Here is a 24,060-nt window from a genome sequence, read left to right as displayed (position 1 = left end):
ATCATGGCCCACACTGAAGATCGCACAGCCTGGTTTGAGGGGCAAGGACTCTGGCAACACGTCCCGGCGTCCGATTGGAACGACTGGGTTTGGCAACTCAAGAATCGCATCACCACGCTCGACCAACTTGAGAAATACATGGTGCTCACGCAGGACGAGCGCCGCGGCATCGCCTTCGCCGGGCACAAGCTCTCGCTCGCGATCACCCCGTATTTCCTGAACCTTATCGACCGCAACAACCCCGCCTGCCCCGTGCGCCTGCAAGTCATCCCGCGCGAGGGCGAGTCGGTTGTCAGCGCCGGCGAAACGCCCGACTCGCTCGGCGAGGACGAGCACTCGCCCGTGCCCGGCCTCGTGCACCGCTATCCCGACCGAGTGCTTTTTCTCATCACCGACCGCTGCGCCTCGTATTGCCGCTATTGCACGCGCAGCCGCCTCGTGAGCAACGCGCAGGATTACAATTTTCACCCCGAATACGAGCAGGGTCTGCGCTACATCGAGTCGCACCCCGAGGTGCGCGACGTGCTGCTCTCCGGCGGCGACCCGCTCCTGCTCTCCGACAAAAAACTCGAGCACCTGCTCAGCCGCCTGCGCGCGATCAAGCACGTCGAGCTCATCCGCATCGGCTCGCGCATCCCGGTGTTTCTGCCGCAACGCATCACGCCCGCGCTCTGCGACATTTTCAAAAAATACGGCCCCGTCTGGATGAGCATTCACGTGAACCATCCCAAGGAGGCCACGGCCGAGTTGCGCGACGCGTGCGAGCGACTCAGCCTTGCGGGCGTCCCGCTTGGCAACCAAAGCGTGCTGCTGCGCGGCGTCAACGACGACGCCGAAACAATGAAGGCGCTCGTGCACCGCCTGCTCCGGATGCGCGTGCGCCCGTATTACCTGTATCAAATGGACCTGATCACGGGCGGCTCGCACTTCAAGGTCGATGTGCGCAAGGGCATCGAAATCATCCGCGCCCTGCGCGGACACACGACCGGCTATGCGATTCCGCAATACGTGATCGACGCGCCCGGCGGCGGCGGCAAGGTGCCGGTCAATCCCGACTACATCGAAAAAATCACCGACGAGGAAGTGGTCTTCAAAAACTACGAAGGCCGAACCTACCGCTATCCGCTAACGGCCGCGCCGCAGGCTCGGCAAATTCCAAATTCCAACTCTCAAATTCCAAATTCCAAAAACCAAACCGCGTGAACCGCCGGTCACTTTGAAAATTGATCACTGAATTTTGGAATTTCGTTGGATTTTGAAAATTGGAATTTGGATTTTACCCCATCAATGGCTTCGGAAACACCACAACGCATCGTAATCGCGGGCGGCGGCGCGGCCGGCTACTTTGCCGCGATCACCTGCGCGGAGGCGTGCGCGCAAAGCGACATCCGCGCCGAGATCACCCTCATCGAGGCCGCCCCGCAACCGCTCGCCAAGGTGCGCATTTCCGGCGGCGGCCGCTGCAACGTCACCCGCGCCTGCTTTGATCCGCGCGAGCTCGTCAAGGGCTACCCGCGCGGCGCGCGCGAACTTCTCGGCGCGTTTCACCGCTGGCAGCCGCGCGACACAATCGAGTGGTTTGAATCACGCGGAGTTCCGCTCATCACGCAACCCGACTCGCGCATGTTTCCCGCTGCCGATTCCTCGCAAGCCATTATCGACTGCCTGCAACACGCCGCCGCCCGAGCAGGGGTAAAAGTGCGAACCAAGTGCGGCCTGGCAAACGCCGTCGCCTCCGCCGCACCGCGTTCATTCAATCTCGCCCTCTCCACGGGCGAAACCCTCCCCTGTGACCGCCTCCTCATCGCCACCGGAGGCGGAGCCAAATCCGGCGCCGCGCTCACCATTGCCGAAAAACTCGGGCACGCCATCGAGCCGCCCGTTCCCTCGCTTTTCACATTCAACATCGACGATCCGCGCCTGCGCGATCTCGCCGGCTTTGCCGTTCCCCGCGCCGCCACCGCAATCCCCGGCTCGACGCCGAAGCTCCGCGAAACCGGCCCCATGATAATCACGCACTGGGGACTCAGCGGCCCCGCCATTCTGAAAATCTCCGCTTGGGGCGCGCGCGAACTCCACGCGCGCAATTATCATTTTCCGCTCACGGTCAACTGGCTCGGCCCCATCACCACGGAGCAGGCGCGCGCCACGCTTGCGGCGACCCGAGCCTCGCACGCGCGCCGGCAAATCACCACATGGAATCCTTTCGCGCTCTCCTCGCGCCTGTGGGAGCGGCTCGCCGCCGCGGCAAACATTCCCTCTGCGACGACCTGGGCCAATCTCTCAAAAACACAACTCGCCGCCCTCGCAGCGCAATGCACCGCGTGCGAATTCACCGTCACGGGAAAAAGCACCAACAAGGACGAATTTGTGACCTGCGGCGGCGTGCGCCTCGGCGAAGTCGATTTCAAGACAATGCAAAGCCGCGTTTGTCCGGGGCTGTATTTTGCCGGCGAAGTGCTCGACATTGACGGCATCACCGGCGGTTATAATTTTCAGGCCGCCTGGACCACGGGCCGCCTCGCCGGGCTGGCGATGGCACGGAAAAGGAACACAGAGGGCGCGGAGGACCACAGAGGACAGTGAGGCCATCAAGATTTCCAATAACCACACGCGAATCACCCTTGCCTCATTTTACTTGGAAAAACAAAACCGCACATGCGCATGAAAACAAACAAACAGCCGGACGGGTCTCCCAAAACTCCGCGGTGTCAAGCTTCTCGCTTCGCTCGGAACTCCGTGTCCTCTGTGTTCCTGTATTAAATAATAATCATGATCAAACTCGTAGTCACCGACATCGACGGCACGCTCGTCGACGATAACAAAAACCTGAGCCCGGACTTCTGGGAAACGGTCGAAAAACTCACGCGGAAAGGCATAGTTTTCGCCATCGCCAGCGGGCGTCAGTATCATGCCCTCGTCAGGCAGTTCGAGCGCATAAAAGACCGGACGCTGTTCATCGCCGAAAACGGCGCCTATGCCGCGTATGAAAACCGCGAGCTTTTCACCGTCTCATTTAATCCCGCCGTCGTGCATAATTTCATAAAAATTGGCCGCACCATTCCCGACACCTATCCGGTTCTTTGCGGAAAAAATTCAACCTATGTCGAAAACGACGACGAGTATTTCCTGTCCGTGGTGAATCATTATTGCGCAAGGCTGCAACGCGTGGACGACCTCACCCAAGTCGGGGACACACTATTGAAATTCAGCATGTTCGACCTCGTCGATTCCGAGACGAACTCCTATCCGCACTTCAAACAATTCGAGCGCGACTACAAGGTCGCTGCCGCCGGAAAGCGCTGGCTCGACATGACCGCGCCCGACGCCAACAAGGGCTCCGCCCTGAGACGAGTCCAAGAGCAACTCGGCATCTCGCCCGACGAAACCCTCGTGTTCGGCGACTACCTCAACGACCTCGAAATGATGCGCGAGGCCAAGCACAGCTACGCCATGAAAAACGCCCACCCGGAAATAATAAAGGCGGCGAACTTCGTCACCGACCTGGATAATAATAATTACGGTGTCGTTGATATGATCCGGAAACTCTGCCTGGGCGGATGACTCGCCCGTGCGCCCCCGCCCGCGATGCGCTGTCGGGGGACACACCGGTCGCAATGTCTTGATTGCAGTCATTACTTTCTGATTCTTATTTTCCAGTTCTCAATTTTCGCACCGTGCCGCTGCCTCCCATCATTTACGAAGACGACGCGCTGATCGCTTTTGACAAGCCATCGGGCCTGCTCATCGCGCCTGATCGCTGGGACAAGACGCGCGAGAATTTGATGGGGCTCATTCATGATAAATTTGGCCACACCGTCGCAAACGTCCACCGGCTCGACGCCGACACGAGCGGCATCGTGCTTTGCACAAAAACAAAACCCGCGCTCGATTTTGTGAGCGGACAGTTTCAGTCCAAAACCGTTCGCAAAAAATACCTCGCGCTCACCGTCCTTTTGCCTCCCGAACGCGCGATGAAGTTCCCCTCGCCCATCGTGCCGCGCACCGCCGGGGGCATCCTGCCGGAAACCTTCACCGTCGAAACCGGACTCGACCATGACAATTCGAATCCGGGTCGCATGCGCGTGTTTCGCAAGCGCGGCGGCAAGCCCAGCCTCACCGAGTTCACCGCGCTGGAGCGTTTCGGGCGTTATGTGCTCTACGAGTGCCGCCCCGTCACAGGTCGCACGCATCAAATCCGCGTGCATCTCGCCGCCGTCGGCGCGCCCTGCCTGAACGACCCTTTTTATGGCGACACCACGGAGATGCTTCTTCTCTCAAACTTGAAGCGCGGCTACAAGGGCCGCGCCGATGAAAAACCCCTCATCGCGCGCCTCGCCCTGCACGCAAGCGAACTCACGATCACGCACCCGCTCACCCGCGAGCCCGTTACGATTCATTGCGAAACGCCCAACGACTTCAACGTCGCGCTCAAATATCTGCGCAAGTTTCCCGGACGCGAAAAACGCTGACGAACACCGCACCCGAAGATGCCTCCTGAAATTCAACTCGATTTGTTCGGCCTGTTCACGCCCGCGTCCGGCGTGCACAAATCGCCGCCCAACGGGCCCGCGCCATCTTCTTTTTTCCCTCCGGCTGGCGACACGGCCGCGTCGTCCGAAATCGTCTATGTGCGCAGCCCCCGCGCGCGCCACTACCGGCTCACGCTCAGGCGCGACGGCTCCGCGGTTGTCACGATTCCATCGCGCGGCAGCGAGCGCGAGGCGCGGCGTTTCGCGGCAGACCACGCGGACTGGCTTGCCCGCGCCCGGGCGCGCCAGGAGAAGAAGCCCCGCGCGGCAACAACCTGGGGCGTCGGCACGCGGATTCTCTGGCGCGGCGAAATGACCGCCGTTCGCGTCGCGCACGAGTCCACTGCGGAGCGCCCCGCCGTCGCGATTGGAGCAGACAATATAGGCGCACCCGGCATCTTTCGCGTTGCAAGTCTCGCGTCCGACCTGCGCCCCACGCTTGAGGCTCATTTTTTGCGCATTGCAAAAGTCGAGCTCCCCGCGCGCACATGGGAGCTCGCCGCCGAGACGCGCGTGCCCGTCACCCGCGTCACCGTGCGCAATCAACGCACCCGCTGGGGTTCGTGCACGGCCGACGGCATTATCTCTCTCAACTGGCGTCTCGTGCAGGCCCCGGTCTTTGTGCGCGACTACATTATTTACCACGAACTGATGCACCTGCGCGAAATGAATCACTCCGCGCGCTTCTGGGCGCGGGTCGCCGAGGTCTGCCCGTGGTGGAGGGACGCCGAGCGCTGGATCAAACAAAACGGCGGCCTGCTCGGACTGTAAGGCCATATCGCCAAAACACGACCCGCCATCCACATCGCCGTTGCGCTTGTGCCTCGCCCCGAACACTCTGCCTGAATCCCTCAAACCACAAAACCCGCGCAGTTCGCGCCAAAATGCACGCAGCCGCACTGGGCGGTCTGTATTACTTTATGCGACACAGGGTTCTAGTTTTTCCTGAAACAACTTTCTTATCCTTATGAAAACATACCTGTATTTCACGCTCGCCCCGGAATCCCTTGTTGCATCGCACCTTCCCCCCGCCGAATTCGGCAACTACATCGCCGTCGGGCCGAATCGCAATTCCAGCGGCCAGGCGCAGTTTTTCGAAATCGACCCCGAATGGCGCACCGACGCGCTCCCCATGCGGGACATCGCCAAGCGCTGCGTCCCCCACCCCGACGGCGCCCCGCGCAAATCCACTTACCTCGCCATCTATCGTGTCCTTGAGCACATTCCCCTCAGTGCCATCGGCGACCTGCACCTCGCCACGGCAAGCGGCATGGTGCTTTCGCTAAAAGCGAAAAACGACATTCCGCCCGAAACCGAGGACCGCTTTCACCTTTACCAGGAATATTGCCCGGCGCAGCCCCGCGTTGTCAGCATTTACGGGCCGGCTCGTTTCGGCGCGCACCTCACCGACCCCGCGCAGCCCGTCAGCGTGCCCAAGCTCATTTTTGCGGAACTCAAACTCGGCAACCTCGCCAGGAACCCCGAGGCCACCGGTCTTGGCAACCTGCCTTATCCGAACATTGACCACCTGCGCGACTGCCTGCGCGAGTTCACCTTCAAGCCGGCAAAACCCACCAAGGTTTTCATTCGCAACGTCAGCGACGCCGTCCTCTACCGCACCATTCGCAACGGCTACTACGTGGGCCAGCAAAACGACATCAAGCATTACCCGCTCCCCTCGATCGACGAGCTCGAAACCACCCACCTCGACTGGTGGCGCGCGGCGCAAAATGTCTTCGGCGGGTAACCCCGCGCCACACTCGCAATGAGCGCATGGCGGACCTGCGCGCCGCCCGCGCGGATGCGCGCAGGTGCGAAAACCAAGCCCTCGCGCCATAATTATATCCACATTTGCAAACTCACCACTTCCACAAGCCGCCATCCCGCCCGCAAACCACGCCTCATTTTTTAAAACGACAATGACAACGCAGTCCCCCATATTCTGGCTCACGCCACTGGCCTCAATTCTCGCACTCGGCTTCGCCGCGTGGTTTTACATGCGCATGAAAAGCGCGCCGGAGGGCACTTCGCGAATGGCGGAGATCGCCTCCCACGTGCGCGCCGGCGCGATGGCGTATTTGAAACAGCAATACAAAGTCGTGGGCTTTTTCTTTGTCGTCCTCACCATCACCTTTGCGATCCTCGCCTACGGCTTCGGCCTGCAAAACGGCTGGGTGCCCTTCGCCTTCATCACCGGAGGCCTCTTCTCGGGCCTCGCCGGTTTCTTCGGCATGAAGACCGCCACCTACGCCTCCTCGCGCGTCGCGCACGCCGCCAGCCAGTCGCTTAACTCCGGACTGCGCCTCGCCTTTCGCTCCGGCGCCGTCATGGGCCTGGTCGTCGTCGGCCTCGCGCTTCTCGACATCGCCGTGTGGTTCCTCGTGCTCAACCACTTCATCGACGATCCCGACCAGGGCCACAAGCTCACCATCATCACCACCACCATGCTGACCTTCGGCATGGGCGCGTCGCTCCAGGCGCTCTTCGCGCGCGTCGGCGGCGGCATCTTCACCAAGGCCGCCGACGTCGGCGCCGACCTCGTCGGCAAAGTCGAGGCCGGCATCCCCGAGGACGACCCGCGCAACCCCGCCACCATCGCCGACAACGTCGGTGACAACGTCGGCGACGTCGCCGGCATGGGCGCCGACCTCTACGAATCCTACGCCGGCTCCATCCTCGCCACCGCCGCGCTCGGCGCAGCCGCCTTCGCGGGCAATCCCGCCGCCGTGGCCGATGGCACCGCCTACAAGGCCGTCATCGCCCCCATGATCATCGCCGCCGTCGGCACCATCCTTTCCATCATCGGCATCTTTGTCGTGCGCACCAAGGAAGGCGCCTCGCAGCGCAACCTCCTCGACGCGCTCAGCCGCGGCGTCAACTTCAGCTCCCTTCTCATTGTCATCCTCTCCTGGGTTGTGCTCTACCTCCTCGAAATCCCCAACCACTGGGGCATCTGGGGCGCGATTGTCACCGGCCTGGTCGCCGGCATCCTCATCGGCAAGACGACCGAATACTACACCTCGCAGGAATACAAACCCACCAAGCACATCGCGCAAAACGCCACCACCGGCCCCGCCACCGTCATCATCTCCGGCCTCGGCGTCGGCATGCTCTCCACGGCCATCCCCGTCATCACCGTCGTCGTCGGCACCATCCTCGCCTACTGCTTCGCGTCCGGATCGTGGAAATTCACGCCCGAGTCCATGTCGATGGGCCTCTACGGCATCGGCATCGCCGCCGTCGGCATGCTCTCCACGCTCGGCATCACGCTCGCGACCGACGCCTACGGCCCCATCGCCGACAACGCCGGCGGCAACGCCGAGATGTCCGGCCTCGGCCCCGAGGTGCGCAAACGCACCGACGCGCTCGACTCGCTCGGCAACACCACCGCCGCCACCGGCAAGGGCTTCGCCATCGGCTCCGCCGCGCTCACCGCGCTCGCCCTCCTCGCATCCTACGTCGAAGAGCTCAAAATCGCGGTCGACCACCTGCAAGTGGAGACCATTGAGATCGCCGGGCACGCGGTTGAGTCCGCCAAAATCCTAAAGGCAAACATCCCGGAGTTCATGACCATTTTTGAGGTCCACCTCATGAATCCGAAAGTCATCGTCGGCCTCTTCATCGGCGCCATGATGGCGTTCCTCTTCTGCGGACTGACAATGAACGCCGTGGGCCGCGCCGCCTCGCGCATGGTCGAGGAAGTGCGCCGCCAGTTCCGCGAAAAACCCGGAATCCTCGAAGGCAGGGACGTGCCCGACTACGCCCGCTGCGTGGAAATCTCCACCGCCGGCGCGCAACGCGAAATGATCATCCCCTCGCTGCTCGCGGTTGTGGTGCCCATTGCCACCGGCCTGCTCTTCGGCGTGCCCGGCGTGTTCGGCCTGCTCGGCGGCGGACTCGCCGGCGGCTTTGTCCTCGCCATCTTCATGGCCAACTCCGGCGGCGCGTGGGACAACGCCAAGAAATACATCGAGGAAGGCAATCTCGGCGGCAAGGGCTCCGTCGCGCACAAGGCAGCCGTCATTGGCGACACCGTCGGCGACCCCTTCAAGGACACCTCCGGCCCCAGCCTGAACATCCTCATCAAGCTCATGAGCATGGTCTCCATCGTCACCGCCGGCGTGAACATCGCCTTCACGCTATTCTAAAAATACCACCGTCACCACAGTCTCCTATTTCCACACGCCGCATCCATGAAACGATGCGGCGTTTTTATTTTAAACTTCACAAAATGAAAATCCGCGCCGACCCTGCCACGAAAACTCTTGCCCGTTATCATTTTGTATCATAGCAACCCAAACTATCCACAACCAGCCGGAACATCTTTCGGCAGCCCAAGCCATCTGACATCTTATCACAAAGGACACGTTACCCGTTGCGCCAAAGCAAAATATACAAACGCACTGTTCTGAGATCATGACAAGTCAAGCCAGCCTCCCCTACCCCCACACATACTCGCACACATCAAGCGAAGCCGCGGTCACATTGCTGCTTTGCCTGTTTATATCGGCCTACATTGTAGCCGCCGCCTATACGCTTTTCCACTGCGCCGGCGCGAAAAAAATGCGGGGCAAAAAACGCCACATGGCCGGAATAATACTCATTCCCTTTTTGGGAACCGTGCTTTACTGGAAAAATCGCGTGGACGCGCTCACCGAAACGGATGCCGAGCTCGCCTCCGGAAACACACGCCCGCCCATCCCGAAGGCGCCCGACAAATACTCCAGCCCCCCGGCGCCAAGCCACCCGCCGCGCTATTCCACAATACCGCCCTTTGAATTCGCCGCGCAATCAAAGCCGCCTTTTCCCACAAAGTCACCCTTTGGAACCACCGTCGAAAAGACGTCCGACAAGCCGGAAACACCTGACGCCCCGCCGCCCGCGAACGACGACCTGCGAACCGCGTAAGCCCCCGCGCCCGGCTCCATCTTTCGCCGGAGTGCCATAACCCGGCGAAACGCGAACGCCGACCCCGCCCCTGCTTTTACCACAAGAAACTTGTCCCGCGCGGGACACCCGCGGGATTGTTTTGTTTATAATATATAAAAAAGCCCGCGCGGGTTTCCATTTTGCATCTATTGGCGCGATATTACAGTCTAACTCAGTGCAAAACTGAAACGGACCTCCATATAATCACGCATAGAATATGTTTGCACAGGCACATTTTAATATGATCGCTGAAACAAGCCGCCAGCCGTGGCTTCTCTATGTGTTTGAGGCGGCATATGTCATAACCACAATTTATACGCTCGCCCACTGCATTGCGACGGACTCCATGCATAAGAAATGGCCCCTCGTTATCACGATCCTGTTTCTTCCGTTTTTCGGAACAATGCTCTACTGGAAAAACCGCCCCGACTTTGAAGCCTCCTACATTCCGGTGCCACTGCCCCCGTCTGACTCCCCCAAAGAGAAGCGTTCCAAGCCGCACGACAAGTATTCCAGCCCGCAGCCGCCCGTTCACATCCCCCGATATTCCACAAAACCGCCATTTGGGGAGCCCAAGGACAAACCCGGCCCCCCCGAGGATGACAAACCGCTGCCCATCTGACGCGAGCCTTTTATACTTTTGTATAAAAACGCACAAACACCCTTGTCCTTTTATTATAATACTATTTAAAAAATATTTATTATTTTGGCGGGGCGGCGTTTCGACGGAAACGCCGTTTTTGGCACTCAAATCATCCCCGCGCCTCGAACGAGCCGTCGGCGCGTTTTACTATAAGGCGCTTTAGCTCCAGCATCATCAATGTGGCGGACAGCGCACTAACCGGCTTTTTGGTTTGCGAGGCAATCGCATCAATCGTCGGCATCGCGCCCCCGGCGAAACACGCCATCACCGCCGCCTCGTCCGCGGATAGCTTAGCAAGCTCCGCCACGCCCACGCCGGCGCTTGCCGCCCCGGCCGCGTCACCCGCCTTCGGCGGAATCGTCCGCGGCCGCAGTCCCTCCAGGTAATTCAATTCCGAGAGCACATCATCCACGCAGGTGACTAGTGTCGCTCCGTCGCGAATCAGCTGGTGGCACCCCGCGCTCGACGGCTGGTCGATGCGCCCCGGCACGGCGAACACCTGCCGTCCTTGCTCGCCCGCGAATTTCGCCGTGATCATCGACCCGCCCGCCTTGTCGGACTCAACCACGATCACGCCCTCGCACATCCCCGCCACGATGCGGTTGCGCATGGCAAAACTCTGCCTGTCCGCGCGCCGCCCAAAGGGGAACTCCGAAAAGACCGCGCCCTCCGCCTCGATGCGGCGGTAGATGTCCAGGTTTTCCGGCGGATAAATTATGTCGATTCCCGTGCCAAGCACCGCGGCCGTTTTGCCTCCGACAAGCAGCGCGCCCTCGTGCGCCGCCGTGTCGATTCCGCGCGCCAGCCCGCTCACAATGCAAAAGCCCAGGCGCGCCAGCTCGGACGCCATTTTTTTCGCCGTCGCCTGTCCGTAAAGCGTGGTGTGCCGCGTCCCGACAATCGCAACGCAGGGCCGGTCGATTATGTATTCACCTTTTTGATACAGGCCGATCGGCGGGTCGTAAATCTCGCGCAGCAGCCTTGGGTAGCGCGCGTCCGATTTTGTCACAAAAACCGCGCCGCTTTTCGCCATGCGATCCTCCTCGCGCGCCAGGTTGAAATTCTCCCGCCAGTTGACAATGCCCGCGCTCATCGCGGGGCCGACGCCCTTGACGCGCTCAAGCTGTTGCGCGCCCGCCGACAAAATCGCGCGCGGATCGCCGCCGAACTCCGCCAGCAATCGCGTGCAAGAAACGGGTCCGACACCCGGCAGGCCGTTGAGAACAAGAAACGCCTGTTGCTCGGTTAGGCTCATTGGGACCCCCCGCGCAAAACACCGGGCAGAAAATCCAGCAACTGCGTTGCCAGCACCGCGCGCTGTCCGCGCGCGCGCGCCAGGCAATCCGCCGCCATGCCATGCCACGCCGTGCCGCGACACGCGGCATGCAACAACGCCCCCGGAGCCTGCGCGAGCAACCCGCCAATCATTCCCGCAAGCAAATCGCCGCTGCCTCCGCGCGCGAGCACGGGGCCGCCAAACGGGGAGACGTATGTTCGCCCCGAATGCTCGATCCGCGTAAGCGGCCCCTTGCGCACAACCACCGCGCCGTCCGGAATCGCCGTCTCGACGCGTTGATGCTCTCCCGCGTGCGGCGTGAGAATTCGCGGCGCCTTGCCGACCGCGACAATATCAGGCTGCAACGCGTCGGCATCGAGCACGACGGGGATGCTCTCATTGATGCGCAAGACCTCTGACGCCAGCGCGAGCGATTCGCGATCACGCGACAATCCCGGGCCGATCACAAGCGCCGTCGCGCTCGCGGTGCCGGACGCCTTTTCGGAAAACCGCCCGCGAAACACCGGCAAATCCTCGAGCGCCAAACCGCCCCCGGGCGATTCGGCCATGCCGTGCCAGATCACCTCCGGCACTTGCGCGGCAAACGCGGGCGCGAGCGATTCGGGCACAAACGCGGTGACAAGCCCCGCGCCGCTGCGAAGCGCCGCCAGCACGCTCATCAAAACCGCTCCCGGATATTTGCGAGAACCGCCAACGATGAAGAGGTGCCCGTAATCACGCTTGTCGGTGTGCGCGGGACGAAGCGCGCGAAGAGGCGCGAGCACCGCCGGCGTGAGGATTGCGGTGTCGCGGCACGGGCCGCCGCTGAAGAATCCCAAATCCAGATAGCGCACCCGCCCGCTGTTTGGATTGTCCAGCACCGGCGCTTTCACGATGCCCGTGGCGTAGGTAAAATCAGCCCGGAACGAGCCGCTCGGCAGGTCAACCGCCGCGCGAAAATCAACCGGCATCGCGTTCACCGAGTCGATCAGTTTCGCGACACGCGCATCCACCGGCGGGCGAAATTGAAGACCGAAAATTCCATCGAGGCACAAATCAAACCCCGCGCCGTGTTTTTGCACCGCCGCCGCGTCGCATGCCTCCACCCGCCCCGGCGCGGCTTGCGCAAGCTCCCTGTATGCGCGCCACGCCAGCGGACGCAGCGACTGCCCGCCAAAAACAAAACACACCGCCGCCCTCGCCCGCGGATGTTTTTCCAAAATGTGCCTCGCCGCAATCAGCGCATCCCCGCCGTTGTGCCCCTTGCCCGCGAGAACGAGCACGCGCGCGCTTTCGGGAAACTCGCCCAGTTCGCAATAATCGCGCGTCACGGCGCCGGCGATTGCGCGGCCGGCGCGCTGCATCGCGGGCCATTCACGCGCCTCGTCCCCGCCAAACAACGCGGCCTCGAATTGCCCCGCCTCGTCAATCGTGAGCACGGGATGCGCGGCGCCGGGTTCAAGCATGTCGTGGGGCGTGTTCATTTTGAGCGCGCGCAACCATGCACGGCAAAGCGCGAACTGCCAAGCGCGTTTGGCAAGGCGGCGGCAAGAAACCCGCCGCCTCTATTTCGCCTTCAAAACCAGCGTGTGTTCGGCGGGCCCCGGCAGGAACGGTGTTGGCTCGCCGCGGGCCCACGCCTCATGACCGGCCTTGTAGTAGGGCGAATGCGGATGCCCGCTCTGGCCGCATGGCATGTGAAAAACACCCTCGTCCTCCCTCCCCGGCGAAACCGCGAAGCGCATGGACGCGCCGAATGACGGAGCCTGCACGCGAGGCACGCCAAGGTCTCCCGGCAACTCCTGCGCGGGCATGTCCAGGTTGAGACAATGCCCCAGCGCGCCCAAGAGGCCGCCGCCAAGCGGGTGCTTGATGCGCGAGACGTTAAACGCGCCCCAGCGCGCGTCGGCGGGATTTGAGAAACCGGCGGCGGAAAGATCGCGGCGCGTGTCCCCGGCGGCGGCGAGCAGCAAGTCGTCCCACTCGGCGTATTCGGGATCGAGCAGGTGCATCGGTTTTTTCTGAATAAGATTCCAAACCGGCTCCTCGATTCGGAGATGATTGTAGTTGAAATCTGGATACGAATAGGCGCACGGATAAAAAATGGGGTCGAGAACGCGGGCGATGACATGCTCGCGGAAGCGGCGCACAATCGCATAGGCGGCGGAATCCGCGGCGGCGCGCGCGCCCGGGGTTTCGTCGCCCCAGGCCTCGCCGGCGGCGGCGCGAAGGCTCGCGAGTTTTTTGTTTTTTGTCGCGGCAAGCGTGTCTCGCAGGAGTGTGTGCCAGCGGGCGAGATGCGGCGCGCCCTCGTCGAGGGCGATGGCGAGCAGATCGCGCGGCGCGGCATTTTCACCGAGACGCGCAAGGAGGCTTTGGATGCGCGCGCCGCGTTCGCCGGGGCTGTAACCGCCGTCGCCGAAAAGCGCGAGCGTGTCGCCGCCGAAAAGCCGCTGGTTCGCCGTCGAAATATGTTCGCCCGGGCCGCGAATGACGGACGGCACCTTCTTGGGCGAAAGCAAACCGCGCCAGCCGCGATCGCCAAAAGACCAGGTGGCGGGGATGCGCCCGTCGTAGCCGAAACGATCCGGCAGCTGTCCGCAAATTGTCCAGCCGATCTCCCCGGAGCTGTCGGCGACGAGCATGTTTTGCGCGGGAATTCCCGCGCGCTTGGCAATGCGGATGGCGTCGCGAACCGTGGTTGCGGCTTCAAGGTCGGCGAGGCCGTAATTTGCCGCCTCGGGATCGTGAAACACCCACTTGAGCGCGAGTTTTTGTCCCTTCCGGTTTTCACCGATAACCGGGCCCCAAATGCTGGTTTCAACATAGTGAACCGCCGGGTTTTTCCATCCGCGCACATTGATGTTTTCCGCGCGGGTCTCGATTTGGAGTATCTCCCTGTCGGTGTAGTAGAAACTTTTGCCGGCGACATCGGGCGTGAGCACGATCACATCGCTTGTGTCCGCATAGGAATTTGTGAAGCCCCATGCGATGCTGCCGTTGCTTCCCGCCACAAAAACAGGCGCGCCGGGGAGTGTGATGCCGGTGACGGTTAGCACATGTTTCCACATCATCGAAACGCGATACCATGTGTTGGGCGCGCGAAGCGAAAGGTGCATGTCGTTTTCGATCATGCCGCCCTGCGCGCGTCCGACGGCCATGCTGTTCGAACCCTCGGCATAAACGGGCGGGGTCGCCGCATGGCGCCGGTAGGGCAAAGCCTCTGGCTGAGCCGGAGATGCTTGCGGCCCACCCGGAGGGTTCGCCCTGCCCAATGCAATACCCGCGCGCAGGTTGATTGATTGCGGTCCGGGAATCGGGGCGAGCGGCGCGGTGGTGTGGTCGAGCGCGGAATCATTGGGCGCGATAACCGGCGCGAAATAAGCCAGCACTTTGTTGTCATACCAATCGCGAATTATGCCGAGCGAGCGCTCATGCGTCGCCTCGGGATGCTGCATGTCAAACGCCATCGCATGAATGACCAGGACGCTGTCCTCGGGCAGCCACGGACGAGGCTCGGCGCGCAGCACCAAGTATTCGAAAGGCCGCTCGCGAAGTTGCGCGAGCCCGGCGTTCACGCCCTCGGCGTAAGCGTCGAGAAGCGCGCGTTGCGAAACGGGAAGCAGTGCGAGCGATTTTTGCGCGACGGCGCGCAGGCCGTGAACGCGCGCGGATTTGTCGGCGGCCAGTGTTTTCTCGCCGAACAATTCCGAGAGCTCGCCCGCGGCGCGGCGGCGCGCGAGGTCCATCTGGAAAAAACGGTCCTGCGCGTGAAGAAAGCCCATCGCGCGCGCGGCATCAGTGCGTGCGACCGCCTTGATTGTCGGCACTCCGAGCGCGTCGCGCTCGACGGTGACATCGGCGGAAAGGCCGGCGACCACGGCGGTGCCGTCGAGTTGAGGCAGGCTGGCCTTCATGCGCTGGTGGAAGCGCCACGCAAAAACAGTGGCGATGATTACGCAGACACCAAGCGCCGCGAAAACAGCGCGCGCATACTGGCGCTGACGGCGCTTCCGGACATCGCGAAGTGTTGTGACAGTTGGATCAGGCATTGGAATTAATCACGCCGATCCAAACCAGTCCCGCGCTCCAGTGCGAGGAAAACGCACGGAGAAAAGACCCGAAGCGCGGCCTTGCATAGCGGGGCAAAATTCGGATAAATGGCACAGCTTTTTACCGCCATGAAAACATACCGTCACTCCCTTGGTTTTGTCTTGATAGCCCTTGCATGCCTGTTTCTCGCGGCGTGCTCCGAACCCGCCGATCCGCGCACCACGCCCATCTCCGCGACCTCCCCCGACGCGTTCAAGGAATGGACGGCAAAGGCCGGGCAAAAAATCCCCGTCGCGGAAATGCGGGAGTTCGAGGAATGCGTGAAGGAAATCCGCCTCGGCATCATGCTGCGCAAGGAGGCGTCGGGCGTCGATCCGGTCGCGTGGAAACTGTGCGAATACATCAACGGCAAAACATTCGGCGAGGTGTTGCTTCTCGGTTACGAGACCGAGGCCGGCGCCGTTGCCAAGGAGATCGAGCTACAACGCGCCAACATGCAAAAAATCGAGGAGCGCCTGAACGGCCCGGGCAGCGACACGGCCAAGGCGCCCTTGCGCGACCATTACGCGCAGGTGCGGGACAATGTCGAAAAACTGGAGGCGCGCCTCAAAAAGGCAAAGGCGCGCCTGGCCGAGCTGCAGGCAAAAAAATAACCTCCGCGCGGGAACGGCGTTCCCGGATTGCGCAGCTTCGACTTTACGAACGGGCCATAAAACGCACACTATCGCGCCTTATGGCAAACGGCGTCCCGATTATTTCCGGCCCGCGCCCGCGGGCAATCGCGGGGGGACACGCCGTGCGCGGTGTGAGGGTGCGCGCAAACGCGCTTGTGCTCGCGCTGGCACTGGCAATGCCGGTCATCGTGCACATGGCGCCCTGGGGCGGCGGAGCGCCGCTGGGTGCGTTTTTACTGCCGATGTTTTGGGCCGCGTTTGTGGCGGTGTATCTGTATGGAATCTGGCCGGGTTTGCTCGTGGCGGCGTTTGGGCCGGTCGCGAATAATTTCCTGACCAATTTTCCCGAGCTGCGCATCAACACGGTGCTGACGTTTGAGGTGGCGGTGTTTGTTGTGTTTTCGTGGCTGGTGCTGCGCAACCCTCGCGGGCGGGCGTTCTGGCTGCTGGCTCCTCTGGCGTATGTGGCGGCGAAGGTGTGCTCGTGCGCGTTGATCGCCGCGGGCGTGGATATTTTTGGCAACCTGGGCGCGGCGACGGAGTTTTTCGCGAGGTCTGTTTCGCGGGGCGCGCCGGGATTGGTCGTGCTCGCGGCAATCAACTTCGCATTGGCGCGAGGATGGATCGGAGGCAATGGCGGTGGCGGCCACGGTCCGGAGGCCGCGGCGTAGTTGCCCGCGCCCCGGGGGAAAACTCCAACTTCAATAATCAAACTCCAACAATCCGACCCATGACACCGCTTGCACTTGAAATGATTTCCGCGCGTTTGCGCGCGTGGCAGTTCCCCGAAAGGATTGACGGCGTGGTGGGAATCGCGTCGGGCGGCGTGGTGCCGGCGGCGCTCGCGGCGCACCAACTGGGCGTCGGCATGCGGGTGATCGCGCTCAACTACCGCGATGAAAAAAACGAACCGCGCCACGCGGAGCCGGTGTTGCTCGGAAGCGCGCCTGACTTGGGCGCGTGGAAACGCGTGCTGCTCGTGGACGATGTTTGGGTAAGCGGAAAATCATGGCGCGCGGCGCGGGCGCTTCTGCCGGAAAACATCGAAGTGCTGCCGTTTGTAATGAAGGGAAAAGTTGATTTTGCACTGATTGGCGACATCGACGGTTGTGTGATGTGGCCGTGGAAAACATACCCGGCGGCTGAATAATAATTCACGCAAGAACATGAATATAATGGAGAACGGATGATTACTTGCGCTTGAAGTCCGTGCTCCCCCTGTTAGGAAACATACCCGTCATGCATCGTCGCCAATTCATCCAAACAATCGGACTCACCGGGGCGCTCGCGGCTGCCGGCAAAATTTCCGCCTCCGCCGCCACCGGAGCCGGAACCAAAACAACAACCCCGCCCGGCGACCCCGACACGCTTGTCAATGGAACGCCGGCCGTTTTTGCGCCGACGCCGGACAGCTTTACCGTCACCATCCCGCTTACCGCCGACGCCCTTGTGTGGCTTGAGTATGGCGAGACGGAAAAGCTGGGCTCCACCGTCAGGGGCGATTCGTTCGGCTTCGTCCGGCACGACGACACCGTGGTCAAAATCAAGGTTCGCAACCTGAAACCGGGCACCCGTTATTACTGGCGCGTCGTGACCAGGCCCGCGCTTCCCTACATTGGCAGCCAGAAAGCCGTGCTGCGGGAACCCGTGCCGGAAACCCGGTCGCGAATCTACACAACCAAGACGCTCGCCCCCAACGCGCGCGAAACGCAGTTTTCCGTTTGGAACGACACGCATGACCGCAACGAAACCATTCGCGCCCTTCACGCCGCGCGCCGGGCCGATGACGACTTCATGCTTTGGAACGGCGACATGAGCAACAACGTCAACGACCGCGCGCTCCTGCCCGGGCTGTATGTCTGTCCCCAAGGCGTTGACCTCGCCGAGGGGCCGCCGATTTTTGACACGCGCGGCAACCACGACGTGCGCGGACTCTGGGCCGGCAGGATGTCGGACTACGTGGAATATCCCGACGGCAACCGCCCCTTCTACGCGTTTCGCTCGGGTCCGATGGCCGCCATCGCCCTGGACACCGGGGAGGACAAACCCGACAACCACCGCAGCTACCGGGGAGGCGCCGCCTTCGAGCCGATCATTCGCGAGCAAGCCGCGTGGCTGGAGGAAGTCATCCGCCGCCCCGAAATGCGCGACGCGCCCTACCGCGTGGTTTTCTGCCACATCCCGCTGCGCTGGACCGACGAAAGACCGCAGGATTACGAGGGCAAGGGCTTCGACCGCTACAGCCTGCGCGGACGGCTCGCGTGGCAAGGCGCCTTGGTCAAGTGGGGCGCGCAGATCATCATTTCCGGGCACACGCATCGCCACGCGTTGTTGCAGCCAACCGCGGAGTTCCCCTACACGCAGATCACCGGCGGCGGCCCGCAACCGGAACGCGCGACCGTCATCCGCGGCCACGCCGACGCCGGCAAGCTCAAGGTAAGCGTGATCCGAATGCACGACGGCGCGTCGCTCAACGACCTGGAGTTCAAGCCGCTGGCCAGGGTTGCGTGACCGCGTCGCATTGCCCGCGCGCACGCGGCAACACAACAACACACGCGTCCGGTTTTAATTTGCCGGGCGCGGCACCGCTTTCCGCCGATGCCGCGTTGCAGCGCGCAACAAAGGCTCCAGCCGCGGCTGTGCGAACCCGCAAAACCCGACAAGCATGAAGGGTGCTGCGACTTGAAACCGACCGCGATTTGGGGCGTCTTGGTGACGTTGCCCGCCCGCCCTCCCCTTCACCACAAAATCCGATGCACAAAAAGAACACCGCCCTCCCCTCCTCCGACAACCGCGTCCTTAAACGGATTCTCCGATTTGCGAGCCTGGCCGCCGCATGGCTGCTGCTCGCGGCGGTTTGCGACGCCGCCGGACTGAAAGTATACTACATCCGGCACATTGAATGCGGCCATAACGTGAAAAAGGAATTTGAGAAAAGCGGCATGCCAAAAGACCAATGGCCGGCCTATGTCGGCGACTCGAAGCAATTCACGCCCAAGGGCGCCAAACAAGTCGGCGAAGCCGCGGAAAAACTCAAGGCCCGCCAATTCGATTTTATCGCGTGCAGCCCCGTCTGGCGCTGCCGTCAGACCATTCTCCAATACCTGCGCGAAACAAAGCAGACCGCCGAGATTTGGCCCGAACTCGCCGAGTTCAGCGGCGCGATCATTCCGCTGTTTTTTAAGGGCAGGCTCCCCGAGCCCAACAAGAATTATCTCCGCGGCGAGGCAATCAAACTGCCGGACGACGAAAAGCCTTTCTTCACACTTCGCCAAAATCCGGAGGGCTCGCGTCTTTTCTACTCGCCGAAGAAAAATGGCGACGAGCAGCGCGCCGCCGACACGAAGGCGTCGCTGGAGGCTGTTGTCGCGCTCGTGAAGGAGCGCTTCGGGGGCAAAAAGGGCGAGGGCAAATCCATCCTGCTCTCGGGCCACGGCAACAACGGCAAGGCGCTCCTGAGCGTTTTCCTCAACGAGGCGGACCGCCCGGAAAAGATTCCCCATTCCCCCAATATCGGAATCTGGATGCTCGAACAGCAAGCCGACGGCAGTTTTCAGCTGAAAATCCTGAACGACAAACCTTACGGCAAATAGCGCATCCTTATAAATAGCCCTGTCGTTTTTGGCAGGGCGGTTGCCAGACTGTCTCGAATGCTCGAAACATCGTCACCGGGCGCAAGCGACATCCGCCGTGTTTGGCTCTCGTAATTCCCGGCGCGCTCGGCGGGCACGCCCGACCAAAGTCCCAAAGCCAACACGCGCTGGCGTTATTAGAAACGGGTTCCGAACGAGAAGTTGAACTGGTTGCCGTTGTGGTTCCACTTGTCGGTTGTCAGCGGAATGCCGAAGTCGAGACTGAGCGGCGCGCCGGCAACAAAGAGGCGAAGGCCGAAACCAAAGTTGTCGTTGTAGCTGGACGGATTAAAATCGTAGGACTTTTCATTCACGAAACCGGCGTCGTAGAAGAACGCAAAGCGGACGGGACTCACGATGTCGAAAGAGTATTCAACGCTCAACATGCCGTAGGTGTTTCCGCCCATGCTTGAGCCGGATGAATCCTTCGGGCCGACGTCGCGATTCTCGAAGCCGCGCAGCGAATAGGGTCCGCCAAGGAAGAAGCGCTGGGCATATTGGACGCTCGGAGTGTCGCCGAAGCCCTCAACCACGCCGGCGCGGAGAAACACGCCGAGGGATTGCTCCTGCGCGCGGAATATGGGGAAGAATTGCGAGCCGCGGAATTCGAGCGCGTAATAATCCATCGTGCCGCCAAGGGGGCCGCCGGCGATGTGATAGGTGAGCTCAATGCGCCCGCCATCGGTGGTGTTGATGATCTTGTTGCGGGTGTCGCGAAGGAGCTGGAAGCCGACGCGGGAGATGCGGTCGCTGGTGCTCAGATACCAGTTGCCATCCTTGTCCTGCTTGTAGAAGTAGGATTCGTAACCGGAATCGATGTCCTTGTATTCGGCTTCTTCGTAGGTGTAGGAGATCATGCCCTCGAAGAGTTCGAAGAGGCGCTTGCGGAGCGAAACCTGGGCGCCAAGGCGAATGTCATCGTAATACGAGTTGTCGTAATTCTGGCTGGTGCGATAGAGCGTGAAGCCGAGGTGGAGTTCCTTTTGCAGGAACCACGGCTCCTCGAAGTTGATCGTGGCTTCCGACGAGCTGGAACCAAGCTGCAGGCGGATGCGGAATTTTTGGCCCGCGCCCTGCCAGAAGGATTTGCGGTTGAAGAGGTCGAAGTTCGACTGGCTGAGCTCGGCGAAAACGACTGCTTTTTCGAGCGAGCTGAAACCGGCGCCGAACTGGAGATTTCCCGTGCGGCCCTCCTGGACGGCGATCTTGAGATTGCGGCGTCCGGGAATGTTTGTGGTTTCGGGGGAAAGATTGGCGTCCTCGAAGAAGCGGGTGTTGTCGAGACGCATTTTGCTGCGCTTCATGCGTATCATGTCGAAAACCTCGCCGGGGCCGAGGTTGAGTTCGCGGATGATGACGATGCCCTTGGTCTTGGTGTTGCCCTCGATTTTAATGGATTCGACAAAGTATTGCTCGCTCTCGTTGATCTGGTATTCGACGTCGATGTTGCCGGTGGCAATGTTCGGTTTGCGAACCATGCGGACGTAGGTCTCAAGGTAGCCGTCCTTGCCGTAGAAGTCCTGGATTGTCTCAACGTCCTGGTCGAGTTTCGACGGGGTGAAGACCATGCCGGGGCGTTGCTGGATAAGAAGCTGGAATAGCGGCGTGGGATAGAGCTTGTTGCCGGAGAATGTGATGTCGCCGATGCGATACTGGCGGCCTTCCTCCACGGCGATGGTGACAATGAGCTTGTTTTCCTCGGGGTAGGCATAGGTGACCTTGCTGGCCGGGATTTCGATATCAAGGAAACCCTGCTCGCGATAGTAGTCGCGGAGCTTGTCGAGGTCGTCCTCAAACTCCTCGTCCTTGAAACGGCCCGATCCGGTGAGCCACGACCACATCCACCAGCGCTTGGTGTCCTTCAACTGGCCGCGAAGGGTTTTGGATTTGATGCTGTTGTTGCCGGTAAACTGAATGTCCTTGATTTTGACGCGATTGCCCTCGCGGATTTTGAAGATGACCGTGCCGTAACCGGTGGCGCGATCGCGCTCGATGTCGTAGCTCACATAAACGCGGTTGTAGCCTTTTTTCTGGTAGTATTCGCGGATTTTGTCGCTGTCGGCCTTCACCTGCCGTTCGTCGAGGGACATGTTTTGGCGGCTCTTGGTCTCCTTCTCAAGAGTGTGGCTCTTGACGTTTTTGTTGCCCTCAAAACGGATTTCCTGAATGCGGTATTTCGGCGTGACCTCGACGATGATGTTGATGACGCGGGTGGGCAGAACCTCGCGCTTGACCTCGATAAACTCAAAGAGCCCGGTGCGGTAGAGCGAGCGGATGTCGTTGTCGATCATCGTCTCGTCGAGCTCGATGCCGGGGCGCACTTGCATGTTGGCGCGAACGAGCTGCTCGTTGATGTTGGCCGTGCCGACGAAGCGGACGGTCACGGTGCCCACGCGATAGGGTTGCGGCGCGGAGGGGGCGAGCCCCGGCGCGGATATGTGCTGCGCGTGCGCGCCCGCCCACGGAGTGATGAGCAGGGCGAAAAGGACGAGGAGACGCGTGATCCGTTTAAGGCTCGGGTTGGTTACTATGGTTTTCAAAGCGTGTAATGTTACTGACAAAGCGTAGTTTGATTTCTCCTACCGGCCCGTTTCGTTGCTTGGCAATAATTAAGTCCGCCTCGGGCGCGGCAACCTGGAAGGTTTTGTCCGCGGTCTTGGGACGGGAGAGCATGAGCACAACGTCGGCATCCTGTTCGATGGAACCGGATTCACGGAGGTCGGAGAGTCGGGGGACGCGTTCATCTTTTTCAGCGGCACGATTAAGCTGACTTAATACAAGAACGGGAACATTTAGTTCCTTCGCAAGCGATTTTAACCCGCGCGACGCCTCGGCGACCTGCTGCTCGCGCGGCACCCGCGAATCGGTGGGGCTGAGAAGCTGCAAATAATCCACCATGATAAACCCGAGCGGCGCCGGCGTGTCCTTGAGGCGGGCGGCGAGGCGGCGCGCCTTGGCGCGCAGTTCCATGATGGTGAGCTGGCTCGAATCGTCGATGAAGATGGGCGCCTTGCTGAGTTCGTCGGCGGTTTGATGAAGCTGGGAAAACTCCTCGCCGCCGGGCGGGTAGAGGCCGTCGCGAAGTTTTTTTGTGTCCACGCGCGCGCGGGAGCAAAGAAGACGCAGGGCAAGTTGAGAGGAGCCCATTTCAAGCGAGAAAATGAGCACGCCCACGCTCTTCCTGTCGTTGCGCGGCGGCGGAAGCGCGGCGGCCTCGGCGAAATTGAGCGCCAGCGAGGTTTTGCCCATCGAGGGGCGCGCCGCGAGGATGATCATTTCCTGCGGTTGGAAGCCATAGGTAAATTTGTCGAGCGAGGACAACCCGGAGGATATACCCGTGAGCCCGCCCTTGTGCCCCGCCATCTTGGTGATGAGTTCCATCGCCGAGCGCGTGGGGCCGGACATCTGCTGCGCCGCGTCGGAAATGCGATCCTGTGTAACGGCAAAAATATCCTTCTCCACATTGTCGATAAACGACTCAAGCGGACCGGCGTGCGTGTAGCACGCCTCGATGGCATTGGCCGCCACCTTGATGAGCTCGCGAAGCAGGTAAAGCTCGCGGACTTTTTCGATAAAATAAGGAGCCTGCGCGACGGTTGGAATGCGTCCGCTGATCTGGGTGAGATACGCATACCCGCCAACCTCCTCAAGCTGGCGGTTGGTCTTGAGCTCCTCGGCAAGCGTGCCGCCCTCAATGGCCACGCCGTTGTTATACATCTCGACGAGCCGGTCGAAGATGACTTGGTTTGCCGGGGCGTAAAAAGACTTGGCGGTAATCTTGCCCTCGAGACAGCGGGCAACAGTGTCGTTTCCGTCGATCAAGCAGCAGGAAAGAAGGTATTCCTCCGCCTCAAGGCTGTGCGGCTGGACGCGACCTGTGGTGAGCCCCGCGGACGCGCCCGCAGCAGCCGTCTTCCGCGAGCCGCGCGCACGACGAGGCGCGCCCTCGTGGGCGGCATTCTGGTCGGATGCGGATGCGGAATCGTCAGCCATGTTTGAGCAGCAAAGGATTGAGCCAAACCGACGTTCGCCGAAACGCAATGCGGCAATCATAAAACCGCGAAAAAATTATTCGCAAAACTGTTCACACCAATAATCGGCGCGGCCGTTTTTGCGGGGCTCCGGGCACAACAAAGGGCGCGTTTTTGGAACGCGCCCTTGTGGTTGCCGGGTTGTCGCTTTTCTTACCAGGCGCGGCGGTAGCCGAGGCTCAGCGACCAGGGCCGCTCGTAGTCCGAGGCCTTGTTGTATTCATAGTCAAAATACACCTGGCTTCGCTCGTCGATCAGGTAGCCCACTCCCGCCCCGGTCTCAAACCGCC

Annotated in this window: 19 protein-coding genes; 14 read left to right on the top strand and 5 right to left on the bottom strand. The window is 61.2% G+C overall.

The window, feature by feature from the left end:
* Positions 1 to 3 precede the first annotated feature (3 nt).
* From M2447_RS11365 to M2447_RS11325, 9 genes are all read left to right on the top strand, one after another.
* The gene (locus M2447_RS11365; protein WP_277558701.1) at positions 4 to 1,203 is read left to right on the top strand and encodes a KamA family radical SAM protein; all 1,200 of its coding nucleotides are present in this window, start codon (positions 4 to 6) and stop codon (positions 1,201 to 1,203) included.
* A gap of 84 nt (positions 1,204 to 1,287) precedes the next feature.
* Entirely contained in the window at positions 1,288 to 2,586 is a 1,299-nt protein-coding gene (locus M2447_RS11360) for an NAD(P)/FAD-dependent oxidoreductase (RefSeq protein WP_277558700.1), read from the top strand.
* 186 nt (positions 2,587 to 2,772) lie between these two features.
* A complete protein-coding gene (locus M2447_RS11355) occupies positions 2,773 to 3,564 on the top strand; it encodes an HAD family hydrolase (RefSeq protein ID WP_277508697.1) in 792 nt (263 codons plus the stop codon).
* A gap of 113 nt (positions 3,565 to 3,677) precedes the next feature.
* Positions 3,678 to 4,472: an RluA family pseudouridine synthase gene (locus tag M2447_RS11350; RefSeq protein WP_277508698.1), complete on the top strand. Its 795-nt coding sequence runs from the start codon at positions 3,678 to 3,680 to the stop codon at positions 4,470 to 4,472.
* A gap of 18 nt (positions 4,473 to 4,490) precedes the next feature.
* Positions 4,491 to 5,303 carry a SprT family zinc-dependent metalloprotease gene (locus M2447_RS11345; protein ID WP_277558699.1) on the top strand — a complete coding sequence of 271 codons (813 nt, stop codon included), beginning with the start codon at positions 4,491 to 4,493 and terminating at the stop codon, positions 5,301 to 5,303.
* Between the two features lie 196 nt (positions 5,304 to 5,499).
* Complete coding sequence (locus tag M2447_RS11340) at positions 5,500 to 6,279, top strand: hypothetical protein (RefSeq protein ID WP_277508700.1); 780 nt, start codon at positions 5,500 to 5,502, stop codon at positions 6,277 to 6,279.
* A 172-nt stretch (positions 6,280 to 6,451) separates the two neighbouring features.
* On the top strand, positions 6,452 to 8,680 hold the full coding sequence (locus tag M2447_RS11335) for a sodium-translocating pyrophosphatase (protein ID WP_277508702.1): 2,229 nt from the start codon (positions 6,452 to 6,454) through the stop codon (positions 8,678 to 8,680).
* Between the two features lie 268 nt (positions 8,681 to 8,948).
* Positions 8,949 to 9,440: a hypothetical protein gene (locus M2447_RS11330; protein WP_277508703.1), complete on the top strand. Its 492-nt coding sequence runs from the start codon at positions 8,949 to 8,951 to the stop codon at positions 9,438 to 9,440.
* 262 nt (positions 9,441 to 9,702) lie between these two features.
* Positions 9,703 to 10,083, top strand: coding sequence for a PLD nuclease N-terminal domain-containing protein (locus M2447_RS11325; RefSeq protein WP_277508704.1), 381 nt, complete (start codon positions 9,703 to 9,705; stop codon positions 10,081 to 10,083).
* 130 nt (positions 10,084 to 10,213) lie between these two features.
* On the opposite strand, the gene dprA is transcribed toward M2447_RS11325, so the two are convergent.
* The 3 genes from dprA to M2447_RS11310 all read right to left on the bottom strand — a co-directional run bounded on the left by dprA (position 10,214) and on the right by M2447_RS11310 (position 15,432).
* A complete protein-coding gene (gene dprA / locus M2447_RS11320) occupies positions 10,214 to 11,359 on the bottom strand; it encodes a DNA-processing protein DprA (RefSeq protein ID WP_277558698.1) in 1,146 nt (381 codons plus the stop codon).
* Positions 11,356 to 12,864, bottom strand: a complete 1,509-nt coding sequence (locus M2447_RS11315) for an NAD(P)H-hydrate dehydratase (protein ID WP_277558697.1) — start codon at positions 12,862 to 12,864, stop codon at positions 11,356 to 11,358. The genes dprA and M2447_RS11315 overlap by 4 nt, the downstream gene beginning before the upstream one ends.
* 81 nt (positions 12,865 to 12,945) lie before the next feature.
* Complete coding sequence (locus M2447_RS11310) at positions 12,946 to 15,432, bottom strand: penicillin acylase family protein (RefSeq protein ID WP_277558696.1); 2,487 nt, start codon at positions 15,430 to 15,432, stop codon at positions 12,946 to 12,948.
* Between the two features lie 129 nt (positions 15,433 to 15,561).
* On the opposite strand from M2447_RS11310, the gene M2447_RS11305 reads away from it, so the two are divergent.
* From M2447_RS11305 to M2447_RS11285, 5 genes are all read left to right on the top strand, one after another.
* Complete coding sequence (locus M2447_RS11305) at positions 15,562 to 16,086, top strand: hypothetical protein (RefSeq protein WP_277558694.1); 525 nt, start codon at positions 15,562 to 15,564, stop codon at positions 16,084 to 16,086.
* An 80-nt stretch (positions 16,087 to 16,166) separates the two neighbouring features.
* Positions 16,167 to 16,778, top strand: coding sequence for a hypothetical protein (locus M2447_RS11300; RefSeq protein ID WP_277508710.1), 612 nt, complete (start codon positions 16,167 to 16,169; stop codon positions 16,776 to 16,778).
* A gap of 59 nt (positions 16,779 to 16,837) precedes the next feature.
* Complete coding sequence (locus M2447_RS11295; protein WP_277558693.1) at positions 16,838 to 17,257, top strand: phosphoribosyltransferase family protein; 420 nt, start codon at positions 16,838 to 16,840, stop codon at positions 17,255 to 17,257.
* 89 nt (positions 17,258 to 17,346) lie between these two features.
* The gene (locus M2447_RS11290) at positions 17,347 to 18,618 is read left to right on the top strand and encodes a metallophosphoesterase (RefSeq protein ID WP_277508712.1); all 1,272 of its coding nucleotides are present in this window, start codon (positions 17,347 to 17,349) and stop codon (positions 18,616 to 18,618) included.
* A 242-nt stretch (positions 18,619 to 18,860) separates the two neighbouring features.
* Complete coding sequence (locus tag M2447_RS11285; protein WP_277558691.1) at positions 18,861 to 19,700, top strand: histidine phosphatase family protein; 840 nt, start codon at positions 18,861 to 18,863, stop codon at positions 19,698 to 19,700.
* A gap of 176 nt (positions 19,701 to 19,876) precedes the next feature.
* Here the strand turns inward: M2447_RS11285 and bamA are convergent, their stop codons facing one another.
* Complete coding sequence (gene bamA / locus M2447_RS11280; RefSeq protein ID WP_277558690.1) at positions 19,877 to 22,279, bottom strand: outer membrane protein assembly factor BamA; 2,403 nt, start codon at positions 22,277 to 22,279, stop codon at positions 19,877 to 19,879.
* A complete protein-coding gene (gene dnaB / locus M2447_RS11275; protein ID WP_277558689.1) occupies positions 22,248 to 23,732 on the bottom strand; it encodes a replicative DNA helicase in 1,485 nt (494 codons plus the stop codon). The genes bamA and dnaB overlap by 32 nt, the downstream gene beginning before the upstream one ends.
* Between the last annotated feature and the right edge of the window lie 328 nt (positions 23,733 to 24,060).

The sequence above is a fragment of the Ereboglobus sp. PH5-10 genome, from assembly GCF_029504735.1.
In the GTDB taxonomy this organism is placed as follows: Bacteria; Verrucomicrobiota; Verrucomicrobiia; order Opitutales; family Opitutaceae; genus Ereboglobus.
The sequence above is the reverse complement of the archived record's forward strand: the minus strand, read 5'-3'. Positions and strand labels throughout refer to the sequence as shown.